Genomic DNA, 15,447 nt, shown 5'->3' on the forward strand with positions numbered 1-15,447 from the left:
GCCAAATTTACAATAGAATGAAAATAAGAGCATTTTTCAAGGAGGTGCAGCGAATTGAATCAGCAAGATTTATACATTTCCCTTGATATTGGATCCTCCTCTGTCAAGGTATTAATAGGTGAAATGAGTGACGGGCAATTACATGTAATTGGCGTCGGAAATGTAAAGTCGAATGGAGTTCGAAAAGGTGCAATTGTTGATATTGATGCAACAGTACAATCTATTCGAAAAGCAATAGAACAGGCCGAACGAATGACTGGTTATCAAATCCATGAAGTCGTTTTAGGCGTTCCAGCTAACCAGACGATGTTACAGCTAGTTAAAGGTGTTGTCGCTGTAAATAGTGAAAATAGAGAAATTACAGATGATGATTTAGACAGAGTGGTAGAATCTGCACAAGTCATGTCAATACCTCCTGAACGTGAATTAGTTAACATCATTCCAAGACAGTTTATTGTGGACAACCTTGATGAAATTAAAGATCCTCGTGGTATGATTGGCATCCGTCTTGAAATGGATGCAACAATGATAACGACATCCAAAACGCTTTTACACAATGTTCTTCGCTGTGTTGAGCGAGCGGGTTTAAGTATACGAGAAATATATTTGCAGCCATTAGCATCAGGCTACTTTGCATTAACAGAAGATGAAAAAAACCAAGGAACTGCCTTTATTGATTTAGGTGGCGGATCTACAACAATTGCAGTTTTTGAAGAGGGATTATTAACGCATACGGGTGTCATACCAGTTGGTGGTGATCATATAACGAAAGATATTTCAATCGTTTTAAAAACACCAACAGAACAAGCAGAACAAATTAAACACCAGTTTGGACATGCCTTTTATGATGACGCATCAGATGACGAACTCTTTGAAGTGCCTGTCGTGGGTACAGATTCTACTGATCAGTACAGCCAACGTTATATATCGGAGATTATCGGTGCTAGATTAGAAGAATTACTAGAGTTAGTTATAGATGAATTAGCACGTTTAGGTGTTAGAGATTTACCAGGCGGTGTAGTTTTAACTGGTGGTGTTGCAAAGCTTGAGGGGATTGCCCAATTAGCACGTCAAATTCTACAAACGCGTGTTAGAATCTATACACCTGATTATATCGGTGTTAGAGAGCCTTCATTTGCGACGGCAGTTGGACTTATTCGTTACGCCTATTTAGAAGATGATTTTTACGGTAAAAGTACGAATACGCAGCCTGTTGAATATGCAGTTGTAGGGGCTCAACCAGCTATAAGCAAAAAGCAAGAGTATTCTGCACCTTCAGAACCAAAAGAAAGCGTAATTGGGAGAGCAAAAAAATTATTTGATAAGTTTTTTGATTAACTAGAATGCGTAATGAATGATACAGAGTCGAGTTACCGTGGGAGGAAAAAGAGATGTTAGAATTTGATACAAGTGTTGATGAACTTGCAGTAATAAAGGTCATAGGTGTTGGTGGCGGCGGTAACAACGCTGTCAATCGAATGATAGAACATGGTGTACAGGGTGTTGACTTTATCGCAGTTAACACGGATGCACAGGCATTAAATTTATCCAAAGCGGAAGTAAGGCTACAAATTGGGGCTAAATTAACGCGTGGATTAGGTGCAGGTGCAAATCCAGAAGTAGGAAAAAAGGCTGCTGAAGAGAGCAGAGAACAGCTAGAAGAGGTTTTACGAGGCGCCGATATGGTATTCGTGACTGCTGGTATGGGCGGCGGAACAGGTACTGGTGCAGCTCCAGTGATTGCACAAATTGCGCGTGAATTGGGAGCCCTAACAGTAGGTGTTGTTACACGCCCATTTACTTTTGAAGGTCGTAAACGTCAAACCCAAGCAATCGGTGGCATTGGCGGTATGAAAGAAGCAGTAGATACACTGATTGTGATACCAAACGACAAGCTACTACAAATAGTTGATAAATCAACACCTATGTTAGAAGCCTTTAGAGAAGCCGATAATGTATTACGTCAAGGTGTACAAGGTATTTCAGATTTAATTGCTACGCCTGGTCTTATTAACTTAGACTTTGCAGACGTGAAAACGATTATGTCCAACAAAGGTTCAGCTTTAATGGGAATTGGTATTGCAACAGGTGAAAACAGAGCTTCTGAGGCTGCAAAGAAAGCTATTTCAAGTCCATTGCTTGAATCATCCATTGATGGTGCTAAAGGTGTCCTTATGAACATTACAGGTGGTTCAAATCTTAGCTTATTTGAAGTACAAGAAGCAGCAGATATCGTAGCTTCGGCATCAGATGAAGAGGTAAATATGATTTTCGGTTCTGTAATTAATGAAAATCTTAAAGATGAAATCATTGTTACAGTTATTGCGACAGGCTTCACAGAGGAAGCTTTACAGCAACAACGACCTACAGCAAAACCGACACTTAATATGAACAGACAATCTGCTCCACAGCAACAAGCACCTATTCGTGAACAACGACAAGAAATGCATGTTCAACATGAGCAGCCACGTCAAAATCAGCAAAATTATGCACAGGATGACATGCTTGAGGTTCCGGCATTTTTACGTAATCGCAAAAATCGTGGTTAATTAACTTCTAAAAAGCTCGTATTTTACATATGTAAAATACGAGCTTTTTATATTGACTGCCATAATGTTCAAATGTGTAAGGAAACCATGTTTTTTGTCAAAACATTTTTAGGAAATGATGCGATTGTTTGACAATATTTGTGGGAGTAACGTGCTAACTTTGTATGTAGGAGGCGGCTGTTATGTATGGAGAATGGCTGGTGCTCATTAATACGCTTTTTAATCTAGCGATACTCACGTTTACGGCAAGAGTAACAGGAGTCCTTGTAAAAAATTCAAGATTATTAATGAGTTCTATTTGTAGTAGTTTTGTAGCTGTCATTGGCGGTCAAATGCTGTGGACGACAATTCTTAGTTTTATATTGTTAATTGGTATAGCGTTTCACTTTAAGATTCGAAGCTTTCAGAAGCAAGGACCGATTGTGTTAACAGCAACGATCGTTATTGGCGGATTGTTAACAGCTCTACAACCTTTTTTAAAAAATCTTTCTGCCACCCATTTCATAATGATTTGCTTTTTGCTTGCAGTTTTAAATCTTATTGCATTTTATAAGCAATGGGGTTTTGTAAAGTTAGAACGCTTAAGTGGTCAATTTGTATTTGATACAACTTTAACAATCTTTGGGGCAAAGATACCGCTTTCGGCCTTTGTAGATACAGGAAATCAAGCCATTGAGCCATTATCAGGAAAGCCGGTTCATTTTGTTTCCTATACTGCTTTGAGACCACATTTACCTTCAGCGTTCCGGGAATCATTAATGGAATGGCAAGAAACAGATCCGTACAATGTATCTATGTTTTCAGAAGATTATCAGCGTTATATACGATTTATTCATGTCAATACAGTACAGCAGCAAACCGTTGTCCTTGGTTTTCGCTTTGATGAGTGGCATATAAAGGGGGAGCCTTCGCAAGTGAAAATAAATGAATATATCGTATTAACCAAAAAAGCTAAAAATTTTCCACATAGCACAGCAGCAATTTTACATTTTTCAGCGCTTTCAAATAACTCATAGAGGGGGAGAACTATTGCTTCTTAGGCTACTTGCTAGCTTGAAAAAATTATGGAGTAAGTTTCGGAGTCGTGAAACGTACTATATAGGGGGAAATGATTCATTGCCAGTGCCATTAAGTCGAGAAGAAGAAGTTACAGTCATTGCATCCTTTATGAATGGTGATTTACGAGCTAGAGACACACTAATTGAACGTAATTTACGTCTTGTTGTTTATATTGCTAGACGTTTTGATAATACGGGAACGCCAATCGAAGACTTAATTAGTATTGGCTCCATTGGTTTAATAAAGGCAATTGAGACGTTCAATACCGATAAAAATATTAAGCTTGCAACATACGCATCACGCTGTATTGAAAATGAAATTTTAATGCATTTACGAAAAACAAGTCGTATGAAGGGTGAAGTATCCTTAGATGAGCCACTAAATTCTGATGCAGATGGAAATGAATTACTACTGTCTGATATTTTAGGAACAGAAGAGCATATTATTTTAGATAATGTGGAGAAAAAAATTGAACGTCAGCATATGTTCCACGCTATTAATTTACTAGGTGCGCGTGAACGTTATATTATGGAATGTCGCTTTGGTCTCAATGGAAAAGTTGAAATGACACAAAAAGAAGTTGCAGATCATTTAGGCATATCGCAATCATATATTTCCCGTTTAGAAAAGAAAATTATTCAAGATTTACGTGAAAATTTAAATCAACCAATTTCTTAGAAAGGGAAATTTATCCTACCTAAAATTGGTCGCAGCTTTTGTGCATATTCTTGTTTCTCTCGGACAAACTGATGTCACGGTTTAGTCAGAGAATAACATCCGGAGGAATCGAATATGCGAACAAAAGTAGATCTTTGCGGCTTAGATACATCGACTTTGCCAATTCTAAAGCACGAGGAAATGAAGGAACTCTTCATCCGATTACAAGCTGGAGAAACAGAGATTAGAGAAGAGCTTGTGATGTGCAATTTAAGGTTAGTGCTTAGTATTGTCGGTAGATTTGCCTATAGAGGTGAACAGGCAGATGATTTATTTCAAGTAGGCTGTATTGGCCTCATGAAAGCCATTGATCATTTTGATTTAAAGCATAATGTACGATTTTCGACATATGCTGTACCAATGATTATTGGTGAAATTCGTCGCCATCTGCGTGATCATCATGCATTACGTGTATCTCGCTCTTTAAGAGATATAGCTTATAAGGCAATGCAAGCAAAAGAACAATGGATAACCGATAATTTGCGAGAGCCAACGATTGAAGAAATTGCTGAGATGATTGACATGAAAAAGGAAGACGTTTTATTTGCTTTAGATGCCATTCAAGATCCAGTTTCGTTACAGGAACCCATTTATTCAGATGGCGGAGATGCTGTTTATATGATGGACCAATTACGTGATGATGATGTATCAGAGGATCAATGGGTTGCCTATGTGTCGGTAAAGGAAAGCTTGCAAAAGCTAGATGAACGTCAGCAAATGATCGTTGCCAAACGATTTTATTATGGAGAGACCCAAACTGAAATTGCCAAAGAACTAGGGATCTCTCAAGCACAAATTTCACGTCTTGAAAAAAATGCAATTGAAACAATGCAAAAAGATTACAAATAAAAAAGTGCGCATCGTATAATTCGGTGCGCATTTTATCTTCATTCAATGAACAAATGATACATAAATATAAAGTAACTGCAAAATTTGATGGTAGTAGAAATGATTATACGAAAGTAAACAATAGAGGAGGTATGTCATTGCGTTTTTCGATGTTACAACAAAAAGAAGTCATAGAAGCAGGAAATGGACGATTTATAGGCTTTGTAATAGATGCTGAAGTATCAAAAGAAACAGGCTATGTGACAGCATTTTTGATTGCAGAGCCTCGCAAATATCTTGGTTTTTTTAAAGGTGAAGAGTCTGTGAGAAAAGTGTATATGAAGGATGTGCTTGTTGTTGGTAAGGATGTCATTTTAGTCAAAGCCCTTTCCTAAGACATAGGCTCATTGAAATTGTGAAATTGTATGCTGACATAGGTCAGGCTATTCATTGATAAATCAAGCATTGCTTGTTACAATAAAAGAAACTATTGTTGTAAAGTTGGGAAAAACAGTGACAAAAATCTTAACAAATTTAAACAAACTAAATGATTTAATAACAGCAGCAGAAAAAAAAGGGAATCGTGAGGGCGAAAAAGTCCAAATAATTGCCGTGACGAAGGAAGTTTCTGTTGAAAGAACACAAGAAGCAATTGAAGCAGGGCTCATTCATTTAGGTGAAAACAGACCAGAGGGCTTACATCGTAAAATTACTGATATTCATGCTAATGTTCATTGGCATTACATTGGGTCGCTTCAAACACGTAAAGTAAAGCAAGTGATTAACAGCATTGATTATTTACACTCCTTAGATCGTTTGAGTTTGGCAGAAGAAATTGAAAAAAGAGCCGAACAACCTGTTAAATGTTTTGTACAAGTAAATGTTTCTGGTGAAGAATCAAAACATGGTTTAACTATCGAAGAAGTCTTGCCTTTTGTAGAAGCATTAAAAGGTTTTACGAAGATTCAAGTTGTAGGTTTAATGACTATGGCACCAAACACCGAAAACGAAGCAATTATTCGCTCTGTTTTCAAGCAATTAAAACAATGTCAACAGCAAATAGCCGAGCAAGGATTCGCACACGCACCTTGTACCGAGTTATCAATGGGCATGTCTAATGACTTTGAAATTGCGGTAGAGGAAGGGGCTACTTTTGTTCGAGTCGGAACGGCTCTTGTTGGAAATGAAAGAGGGGAACAGGATGAGCATGAAAAATAAGATTAAAAACTTCTTTTACCTTGAAGAAGAATTAGAAGAAGAAATCACGCAAGCTCCTATTCAGCAACAACAACCCATACAACAACAGCAACCGATTCATTCAGTTAAGCCAAAAAAAATGATGAAAGAACGCAAAGCACCTATTCATGAAATTATGCCACAAAGCACAGCAACTCCTAATAACATAGTCAGTTTACAGGCAGCTATGAGTTCTAAGGGAGCAAAAGTTGTTTTAATAGAACCGAGAGTTTATGCAGAAGCACAAGATATCGCAGAGCATTTAAAAAATAAACGTGCAACAATTGTCAATTTGCAACGTATCGAAAGAGAACAAGGTAAACGCATTATTGATTTTTTAAGTGGCACAGTTTATGCTCTTGCTGGAGATATTCAACGTATCGGTAAAGATATCTTCCTTTGTACGCCAGATAATGTAGAAGTGACTGGTGAAATTACAAACTTTATTTTAGACGATAATTAATAGCGAGGATTGTAGTTTATATGACTTTTTTTATTATACTTGGTTATGTATCATTAGCATTTAAGATTTACTCATTCATGCTAATTGCATATATCTTAATGTCTTGGGTGCCTGCCGCTCAAAATTCAGCCATTGGTCGCATGCTTGAAAAAGTTTGTGAGCCATATTTAGGGATTTTTAGGAAGTTCATTCCTCCTCTTGGTATGATTGATATTTCGCCAATTGTGGCCATCTTTATGCTGAATTTTATTGAAAGAGGGCTTTATATAGTCATTCAGAAAATATATTTTATGTTCGCTTAGAAATAAATCCTCACGTTTTGGTGGGGATTTTTTATTTATTTTAATGATCTCCGCTATTAAAGCGACTAATAAAAAATTTTAAAACAATGAGGTACAAACGTCATTAATTGGGAATACTAAGTTTCCAACTAACAAAGCAAAAAGGAACAGTGAAAGAGGAGACAACAAGATGGAACACTTAATCCAGCATTTTCGCAAAGATGAACAGCCCTTTATTGAACAGGTAATAAGCTGGCAGCGTGAGGTTGAAGATCGTTATGCGCCTAAGCTGACAGATTTTCTTGATCCAAGACAACGTTTTATTGTGACATCGATTATCGGGCAAAATGATACCCTAAAAACTGCATGCACAGGTTTATTTGAAGAGGCGGAGAGGCAGCGTATGCTTATTTTTCCAACTTACTATGAAGCGATAGAAGAAGACTTTCAGTTAGTGGCATTTACGATTCAATATCCAGTGAAATTTGTCCAATTACGACATCCTGATGTTTTAGGTGCGTTGCTTTCATTAGGTTTAAACCGTGGCAAATTTGGTGATATTCGTGTAAATGATCAGCAGGTGCAATTTGTTGTAGCTCAAGAGGTAGCAGAATATGTTCGGTTACATTTAACAGGTATTGGTAAAGTTAAGGTGCATATTGAGTCTTTAAAAGAAGCGGATTCCCTTATTGTAAATGAGGAAGAATGGTTGGAGGAATCTCATACAGTATCTTCCATGCGCTTAGATGTAATTATTGCGACTGTATTAAATGTATCACGCCAAAAAGCTCAAGCTTTAATTACTGGGAAAAAAGTTCGTGTAAATTGGACAGAAAGAGATACAGTTGCTTTTGAATTACAAGAGGGAGATATTTTATCGATACGTGGAAGTGGTCGGGTGAAAATTATTATGACTGAAGGCCGAACAAAAAAAGATAAAATCCGTCTTCAAGTCGGTCGATTGGCCCAAAAAAGCTGAAAGTGAAGTAAATTTCATTAATTTTTACTGCTAAGTTGTCGGAACAATTGTATAATAGGAATTACGAATGTACATGTAAAGGAGAGAAGGATTGTATGCCATTATCACCTATTGATATACATAATAAGGAGTTTACAAAAGCCTTCAGAGGTTATGCTGAAGATGAAGTAAATGAATTTTTAGATCAGATTATTAAAGACTATGAAATTCTGCTTCGTGAAAAAAAAGAGGTTGATAAGCAATTAGAGATGGCTTTAGAACAAGCGAGACATTTCAACACCTTAGAAGAAACTTTGCAGAAATCTATTGTCGTTGCACAAGAAGCGGCTGATGAAGTGAGAAGAAATTCTCAAAAAGAGGCAAAGCTCATTGTAAAAGAAGCTGAAAAAAATGCTGATCGCATTGTCAATGAAGCGTTGACGAAGGCTCGTAAGGTGACGATTGAAATTGATGAGCTTAAAAAGCAATCTAAGGTATTTCGTAATCGTTTCAAGATGCTTGTAGAAGCACAGCTGGATTTACTTAATGCAGATGACTGGGATCATTTGCTGCAATATGATATCGATTTAACAGAAATTCAAGCATCTGTTGAAGAAGCACAGGATTCTGAGGATATTTAACTTTTCTTTTTAATTGCTGTAATTGACAAATGAAACTTGACGCGATTGTTTGAATTTCATATACTTTGTAATAGTAATTATTTTGAACAGATATGCATAAAAGCAGAGACGAAGACAGTATTTGTTAGGCGTTGTTAAGCGATTTGGGGACAGTGAGAGCCCAAACATACAACTAGCATTGAACATCACTTCTGAGCTAAATAACTGAAAAAAGTAGGTTATTTCGTGATGCACGACGTTAAACGTGCTTTTAAGAGGTAGTGCAAATTTTTGTACTACAATTAGGGTGGTACCGCGAGTAGAAGCTTCTCGTCCCTTAGTGGGATTGAGGGCTTTTTTTGTTTGTTTCCGAATCGTTTTAGATAATTTTGCCAATAACTGTCTTATGAGAAAAATGTCTACCTGTTTGTGTAAAATAAAGGAGGAATTTTAATGGTTGAATACAAAGATACTTTATTAATGCCAAAAACAGATTTCCCAATGCGTGGAAATTTACCGGCAAATGAGCCAAAAATGCAAGAAAAATGGAATGGTATGGATATTAACAAATTACAGATGGAGCGTACGGAAGGTCGACCAGAATTTGTTCTACATGATGGTCCTCCCTATGCAAATGGTGATATCCATATCGGCCATGCTTTAAATAAAGTATTGAAGGATATGATTACACGTCATCGCTCCATGACTGGCTACCATGTCAATTATATTCCAGGTTGGGATACACATGGTTTACCAATTGAGCAAGCATTGACTAACAAAGGTGTAAAACGTAAAGAAATGTCAGTAGCAGCATTCCGCCAACTTTGTGAAGAGTATGCTTATGAGCAAATTGACAATCAACGTACCCAATTCCGCCGTCTAGGCATTCGAGGTGATTGGGAAAATCCATATATTACATTAAAGCCTGAGTTTGAAGCTCGTCAAATTGAAGTATTCGGTAAAATGGCGGAAAAAGGTTATATCTATAAAGGGTTAAAGCCGGTTTATTGGTCTCCTTCTTCTGAATCTGCTTTGGCGGAAGCTGAAATTGAATATAAGGACATCAAATCTCCATCCATTTATGTAAGCTTTGCAATTAAGGATGCGAAGGGTGTTGTTCCAGCAGATGCTAAATTTATCATTTGGACAACAACACCATGGACATTACCAGCAAACTTAGGGATTTCTTTGAATCCTGAATTTATCTATGTAGTAGTTGCAGTGGCTAATAAAAAATTCATCATTGCCAAAGAGTTATTAGAGTCAGTGGCAACTACGCTTGGATGGGTAGACTATGAGGTTGTACAAGAAGTAAAAGGAGAGGCATTAGATCGTATTGTAGCACAACATCCATTCTACGATCGTGAATCGCTTATTATGGTAGGTGAACACGTAACTGCTGAAGCGGGTACAGGTTGTGTTCATACAGCCCCAGGGCATGGTGAAGACGATTATCATATTGGTAAACAGTATGGTTTAGGTATTCTTAGCCCTCTTGATAATAGTGGGTGCTATACAGATGAAGCGCCTGGCTTTGAAGGCGTGTTTTATAATGATGCGAATAAACTCGTCACAGAAAAACTAAAAGAAGTAGGAGCGTTAGAAAAGCTTGATTTCTTTACGCACTCCTATCCACATGACTGGCGTACGAAAAAGCCTGTTATTTATCGTGCGACGCCACAATGGTTTGCATCTGTTGAAGCATTCCGTGGGGAGCTATTAGAGGCTGTAAAAGCAACAGCATTTACACCAGCTTGGGGAGAAACTCGTCTTTATAATATGATTCGTGATCGCGGAGACTGGGTAATTTCACGTCAACGTGCGTGGGGTGTGCCGATTCCGATTTTCTACGCTGAAAATGGTGAACCTATTATTACGCCTGAAACAATTAGTCATGTCTCAGCATTATTCCGTGAGAATGGATCAAATATTTGGTTCCAAAAAACAGCAAAAGAGTTATTACCAGAAGGCTTTACACATCCAGGTAGCCCGAACGGCGAATTTACAAAAGAAAATGATATTATGGATGTATGGTTTGATTCCGGTTCATCACACCAAGGTGTACTAGTAGAGCGTGGTATGAAATATCCAGCTGATCTCTATTTAGAGGGCTCTGACCAACATCGTGGTTGGTTTAATTCATCTCTTATTACATCTGTAGCTATTAACGGCTATGCACCATACAAAGGACTTTTAACACATGGTTTTGTTCTTGATGGTGAAGGACGTAAAATGAGTAAATCTTTAGGGAATGTGATTATTCCACAAAAAGTAATGGATCAGTATGGAGCAGACATACTTCGTTTATGGGTTGCTTCTGTTGACTATACAGCAGATGTGCGCATCTCGATGGATATGTTAAAGCAAGTATCTGAAGTGTATCGTAAAATTCGTAATACTTTCCGTTTCTTACACGGCAATATTGCTGATTTCGATCCTAAGAAAGATCGTGTAAGTTATGCTGAGCTTCGTGAAATGGATCAATATGTATATATGCGCTTACAGGATGTCTTAAAAACTGTGCGTGCTGCCTATGATCGCTATGATTTTGCTGCTGTCTATCATGTAGTCAATAATTTTGTTGCTGTAGAGTTATCTTCATTCTATCTTGATATTGCCAAAGATGTAGTCTATATCGAGGGTCATGACAATAAGGATCGTCGTGCGATGCAAACAGTTATTTATGATACATTGATGACATTGGTAAAAATCATGACACCAATTATCCCACATACAACGGATGAAATGTGGTCTTATCTACATGCTCAAGGTATTGTAGAAGAAGTTTCTGTGCAATTAACAGATTTCCCAGAGGTAGATGTTCAAGCCAATTTTGACAGCCTACGTACAAAATGGGAAAAAATTATTGATGTACGCGATGATATTTTAAAAGCATTAGAGGAAGCACGTAATGCGAAAACAATTGGTAAATCACTTGAAGCAAAAGTCACTGTCTATGCGAAAGAAGATGTTGTCGCATTATTGAACGATGCCAACATTGACTTTGCACAACTTTCCATCGTTTCAGCTTTTGAGGTAGCTGCCATCGAAGAGGCACCTGCTGAAGCTTTAACACTTGAGCATGTTTCCATCGTTGTTGAGAAGGCTACAGGTGAGAAATGTGAGCGTTGCTGGTCAATTTCTGAAACAGTTGGTTCAAATCAAGCACAACCTACAGTATGTGCTCGCTGTGCAGAAGTTGTAGAAAAGTATTACGTTTAATCTATAAATAACAAGAATCTGCATTTTAATGTAGAGGATGTGCAAGTCTCCTTGATGGAGGCTTGCTTTTTTCATGGAAGTTTTTTGCAGATTCTTTTCTATTATTTAAATAAAATTTCTGTCGTATTGCGATAATCTGTTGGAGAGATACCTACATATTTTTTAAATGTTAAACTATAGTAATTTGGTGTATTGAAGCCACAGGTGGAGGAGATTTTTTCTATGGTGTAGTCGTACTTACGTAAAAAAGGTAAGGTTTTGATAATGCGTGTATAAGCAACATAGTCAACAAAATTGCGACCTGTTTCTTTTTTAAATAGTCTACTAAAATGAGTTGGGCTAAAGTTAATATATTTTGCAACATCACGAATGGTCAGTTGTTCGTCGTAATGTTCTTCAATATACTGAATAGCTTTTTGAAGCTGCTCATGCTTTGTTAAATCTTCGTAATATCTGATGTGTATATTATGGATAGGTGGTTTTCTACGCGCTTTTCTAGCCTGACTATAGGATTCCTTCACTTGCATAGCATCCTGAAATACACCTCCAACCCCCATAAAAAGATGAATAGAACAATCCCTTTTTAGGGTCTCGATAACCTCTAATAAACTGGCTTCACCCTCGGTCCAATGTTTGAAAGAGTTGTACTCACTAGGAATTCGCATAAGAAGTAATAAATAGCGTTCAAAATGTAAAAAGGATAAGGAGGCTTTCTCAGCAAAGTGCTGACGAAAAACAGTTGTAATACTACTACTTGCATCGTATGGGACAGCTTTCTTATTAGCCCCATCAATATAGCCTTGAATTAAAAATACAATATTAGGTATACAGCTTGTCGATAAAAATGAAGCAGATTGTATTATTTCTTGTTCATTGTCAATTTCTCCACGGATCAGGCGTTTTAAAAATGCTTCTCTAAATGGAGAGGTATGTTGTTGGGATACTTGTTGTGATAGCTCAAGCATTGTAAGTGTACTCGCCTTTTTTTCCTGATAGAACGTATACAGCTTTTTTACGATTCGTAAAAATTTTGATTTTTGTAATGGTTTTATGAGAAGTGCAGGTAAAGCTAATTCAATTGCTATACCAGTCGAGTAGGTAAGGTGTTCTGTAACAAACGGGACAATAATACTATTAGGATAATTTCTTTTTAATCGATTAATCTTTACCCAATCAAATAACCGATTGACTTCATAGACAATAATGACCTCATCTTCTGGCTTTGGCACTTTACACTCCTCTAAAGCGTTTGGTAAAACCTCTTTTAACCATTCACTCATTTGCTGCTTGTCAAATGAGCTTTCCATATACCATACCACCTTTAAAATGCTATCAGCCCCCTACGAATAAAAAGATAAAAATATTTTAACTTAAAATAGCAATTTTTTGTACTAATACAGCAATATTTTATATCTATATTGAAGTTGAAATAGAATAGAATAATTGTAGTGAATAATAATTTGAAATTTCAGACAATTATTCATTTATCAGAAAAGGGGGAGTTAGCTTATGGCGGAAGTAGGCAGTCATGATTATGACTATGTAGAAGCAGGAACAATTGATGTGAAAGATCTACCACCTTTAGATGCAACAACAAACAAAATTATGAAAGATGAATTTACAACAGGTTTAGGTTTATCGATATTTTACTTTATTTTGATTTTTAGTATCCCTGTTATGAATTGGTTTGCGCCAGCATTTGCGTTTAAGAAGATGTGGGGTGGTATGACAGTCACATGGTTTGTGACAACGATTGTAATGATGGCTATGGCATTTATTATTGCATATGTTCATACGGCCATGTACGAGAAACGTCTAAAAAAATACGATATAGCAAATAAGTAGTTGGAATAAAGGGGGAAATGTTGAATGATGGAAGCTCTATTAGAACCAAAGATGTTAATGACCATTGCTTTAATGGGAACAATTGTATACATTACGTATTTAACAAAAAGAAATGCAACAGCATCGGATTTCTTTGTAGGTGGCCGAAGTTTCGGATGGTTTACAAATGGTTCTGCCATTGGTGGGGATTACTTAAGTGCAGCAACATTCCTGGGCATCGCAGGGTTAACATTTCAACTTGGATATGATGGTGCTTATTATGCGTTTTGCTTCTCCATTGGGCTAACATTATTAGCGATTTTTGTGGCAGGTCCTTTAAGACGCTTTGGTGCATTTACCGTTGCAGATTTTTTAGGCTATCGTTTTCATAGTAGACGAGCACGCCTTGTAGCGGTAGCGGTGGTTTTAGCAATTTCTGGATTTTATGCAGCTCCCCAATTATTAGGTGCTGCACAAATTTTAAGTATGTTTTTCGGTACTTCTTATGAATTCGGCATTATATTTACTTGTGTTGTTATGATTTTTTATGTGGGTATTGGTGGTATGAAAGGAACAACTATCAACCAAGCACTAGAGTTGTGGATTCGTCTTGGTGCGTTTATCGTGATGTTAATTGCAGCAGTTTATGGCGGTTTACATTATGATAAAGTTTTAGCAGCCATCCATTCATTTAGTGGTCCAATCACAGGCACTTCACCATATGCTTTAGATGGCAATGATATCAATTTTGATGGTGCTGCTTGGACAGGCACTGGCTTCTATTTCCCCACGTTCTGGCAAACAATTAGTATGACGATTGGGCTAGCGCTAGGAACAATTGGACTTCCACATATATTATTGCGCTTTTATACAAATCCAAGTGCTAAAGCAGCCCGGAAATCTGCACTCATGGCTATTGGGATTGCAAGCGCGTTCTTCTTGTTAGCTGTTTATTTAGGTGTTGTAGGTCGATCTATTTTCATTTCTGGGACAGCTAGTGAGGAAGTTATGCGTGATTTAGTGCTGGGTGGGAATAATATGGTGATTCCTACTACAGCCCTTGCACTAGGTGGCAAATGGCTACTTGGATTAGTTATTGCAGGAGCATTTGCAGCTATTTTCTCCAATCTTTCAGGATTGTTTATTACAAGCTCAGGTGCACTAGCTCATGATTTATATGCCAATATCATGAAAAAGGATATTACACAAAAACAACGAGTGATTGCTGGGAAAGTGGCTATTGTATTATTAGGTATTTTATATGGAGCATTGGGTTTACTTGTAAAGGATGCATCCATTGGTCATTTAGTGGCGCTCGCTTTTACTGTCGCTGCAAGTACATTTACCCCAATATTCATTTTAGGTATTTGGTGGAGAGGCATGACAGAGAAAGGAGCCATTGCAGGATTATTAATAGGACTTGGCGTGTCTATGTGGATGATCTTTTTACCAGGAACATTACCAAGCTTCTTGCAGTTTAAAATTCCAGGTATTGTGACAGTGCCTGTGGGCTTTTTATCTGTTATTATCGTGTCATTAATAGATCGCAAAGTTCCTGCTGATGTTAATGACTTCATGAAGCGAGTACATTCAAAAGAATCTGAAACTGTCTAACCAATAAGTTATGGCTATTTCTATTGCTTAAACGTAATAGGGATAGCCTTTTTATATTTCTTGGAGAGATTTAGAA

General features: G+C 37.3%; 15 protein-coding genes and 1 other annotated feature. Of the genes, 14 read left to right on the plus strand and 1 reads right to left on the minus strand.

The features are described from left to right. Positions 1–54 precede the first annotated feature (54 nt). The 12 genes from ftsA (at position 55) to ileS (ending at position 11,933) form a co-directional block, all read left to right on the plus strand. Positions 55–1,338 carry a cell division protein FtsA gene (gene ftsA / locus LCP48_RS04950; protein WP_004224856.1) on the plus strand — a complete coding sequence of 428 codons (1,284 nt, stop codon included), beginning with the start codon at positions 55–57 and terminating at the stop codon, positions 1,336–1,338. 53 nt (positions 1,339–1,391) lie between these two features. Continuing rightward, the gene (ftsZ, locus tag LCP48_RS04955; protein WP_004224858.1) at positions 1,392–2,549 is read left to right on the plus strand and encodes a cell division protein FtsZ; all 1,158 of its coding nucleotides are present in this window, start codon (positions 1,392–1,394) and stop codon (positions 2,547–2,549) included. Positions 2,550–2,731: 182 nt separating this feature from the next. Next, on the plus strand, positions 2,732–3,565 hold the full coding sequence (locus LCP48_RS04960; RefSeq protein ID WP_004227308.1) for a sigma-E processing peptidase SpoIIGA: 834 nt from the start codon (positions 2,732–2,734) through the stop codon (positions 3,563–3,565). A 13-nt stretch (positions 3,566–3,578) separates the two neighbouring features. Beyond that, positions 3,579–4,286 carry an RNA polymerase sporulation sigma factor SigE gene (gene sigE / locus LCP48_RS04965; RefSeq protein WP_009373518.1) on the plus strand — a complete coding sequence of 236 codons (708 nt, stop codon included), beginning with the start codon at positions 3,579–3,581 and terminating at the stop codon, positions 4,284–4,286. A 114-nt stretch (positions 4,287–4,400) separates the two neighbouring features. Beyond that, complete coding sequence (gene sigG / locus LCP48_RS04970) at positions 4,401–5,174, plus strand: RNA polymerase sporulation sigma factor SigG (protein ID WP_004227313.1); 774 nt, start codon at positions 4,401–4,403, stop codon at positions 5,172–5,174. Between the two features lie 131 nt (positions 5,175–5,305). Continuing rightward, the gene (locus tag LCP48_RS04975; protein WP_225340754.1) at positions 5,306–5,548 is read left to right on the plus strand and encodes a PRC-barrel domain-containing protein; all 243 of its coding nucleotides are present in this window, start codon (positions 5,306–5,308) and stop codon (positions 5,546–5,548) included. A gap of 118 nt (positions 5,549–5,666) precedes the next feature. After that, positions 5,667–6,371, plus strand: a complete 705-nt coding sequence (locus LCP48_RS04980; RefSeq protein WP_036219484.1) for a YggS family pyridoxal phosphate-dependent enzyme — start codon at positions 5,667–5,669, stop codon at positions 6,369–6,371. Further along, on the plus strand, positions 6,355–6,852 hold the full coding sequence (locus tag LCP48_RS04985; RefSeq protein ID WP_004227319.1) for a cell division protein SepF: 498 nt from the start codon (positions 6,355–6,357) through the stop codon (positions 6,850–6,852). Before LCP48_RS04980 ends, LCP48_RS04985 begins: the two co-directional genes overlap by 17 nt. Before the next feature lie 20 nt (positions 6,853–6,872). After that, entirely contained in the window at positions 6,873–7,154 is a 282-nt protein-coding gene (locus tag LCP48_RS04990) for a YggT family protein (RefSeq protein WP_004227322.1), read from the plus strand. Between the two features lie 169 nt (positions 7,155–7,323). Further along, the gene (locus LCP48_RS04995; RefSeq protein WP_004227327.1) at positions 7,324–8,112 is read left to right on the plus strand and encodes a YlmH family RNA-binding protein; all 789 of its coding nucleotides are present in this window, start codon (positions 7,324–7,326) and stop codon (positions 8,110–8,112) included. A 95-nt stretch (positions 8,113–8,207) separates the two neighbouring features. Continuing rightward, positions 8,208–8,732 carry a DivIVA domain-containing protein gene (locus LCP48_RS05000; protein ID WP_004227329.1) on the plus strand — a complete coding sequence of 175 codons (525 nt, stop codon included), beginning with the start codon at positions 8,208–8,210 and terminating at the stop codon, positions 8,730–8,732. A 96-nt stretch (positions 8,733–8,828) separates the two neighbouring features. Next, positions 8,829–9,052, plus strand: a binding site (T-box leader). A 112-nt stretch (positions 9,053–9,164) separates the two neighbouring features. Further along, the gene (ileS, locus tag LCP48_RS05005; protein ID WP_004227333.1) at positions 9,165–11,933 is read left to right on the plus strand and encodes an isoleucine--tRNA ligase; all 2,769 of its coding nucleotides are present in this window, start codon (positions 9,165–9,167) and stop codon (positions 11,931–11,933) included. Between the two features lie 101 nt (positions 11,934–12,034). Here the strand turns inward: ileS and LCP48_RS05010 are convergent, their stop codons facing one another. Then, positions 12,035–13,240, minus strand: a complete 1,206-nt coding sequence (locus LCP48_RS05010) for a helix-turn-helix transcriptional regulator (protein WP_225340755.1) — start codon at positions 13,238–13,240, stop codon at positions 12,035–12,037. A 202-nt stretch (positions 13,241–13,442) separates the two neighbouring features. Here LCP48_RS05010 and LCP48_RS05015 point away from each other — a divergent pair, with 202 nt between their 5' ends. Beyond that, positions 13,443–13,778, plus strand: coding sequence for a DUF485 domain-containing protein (locus tag LCP48_RS05015; RefSeq protein ID WP_004227342.1), 336 nt, complete (start codon positions 13,443–13,445; stop codon positions 13,776–13,778). Between the two features lie 24 nt (positions 13,779–13,802). Next, positions 13,803–15,371: a sodium/solute symporter gene (locus LCP48_RS05020; RefSeq protein WP_225340756.1), complete on the plus strand. Its 1,569-nt coding sequence runs from the start codon at positions 13,803–13,805 to the stop codon at positions 15,369–15,371. Positions 15,372–15,447: the final 76 nt, after the last annotated feature.

Source organism: Lysinibacillus capsici, assembly GCF_020217405.1.
Classification (GTDB): Bacteria; Bacillota; Bacilli; order Bacillales_A; family Planococcaceae; genus Lysinibacillus; species Lysinibacillus capsici.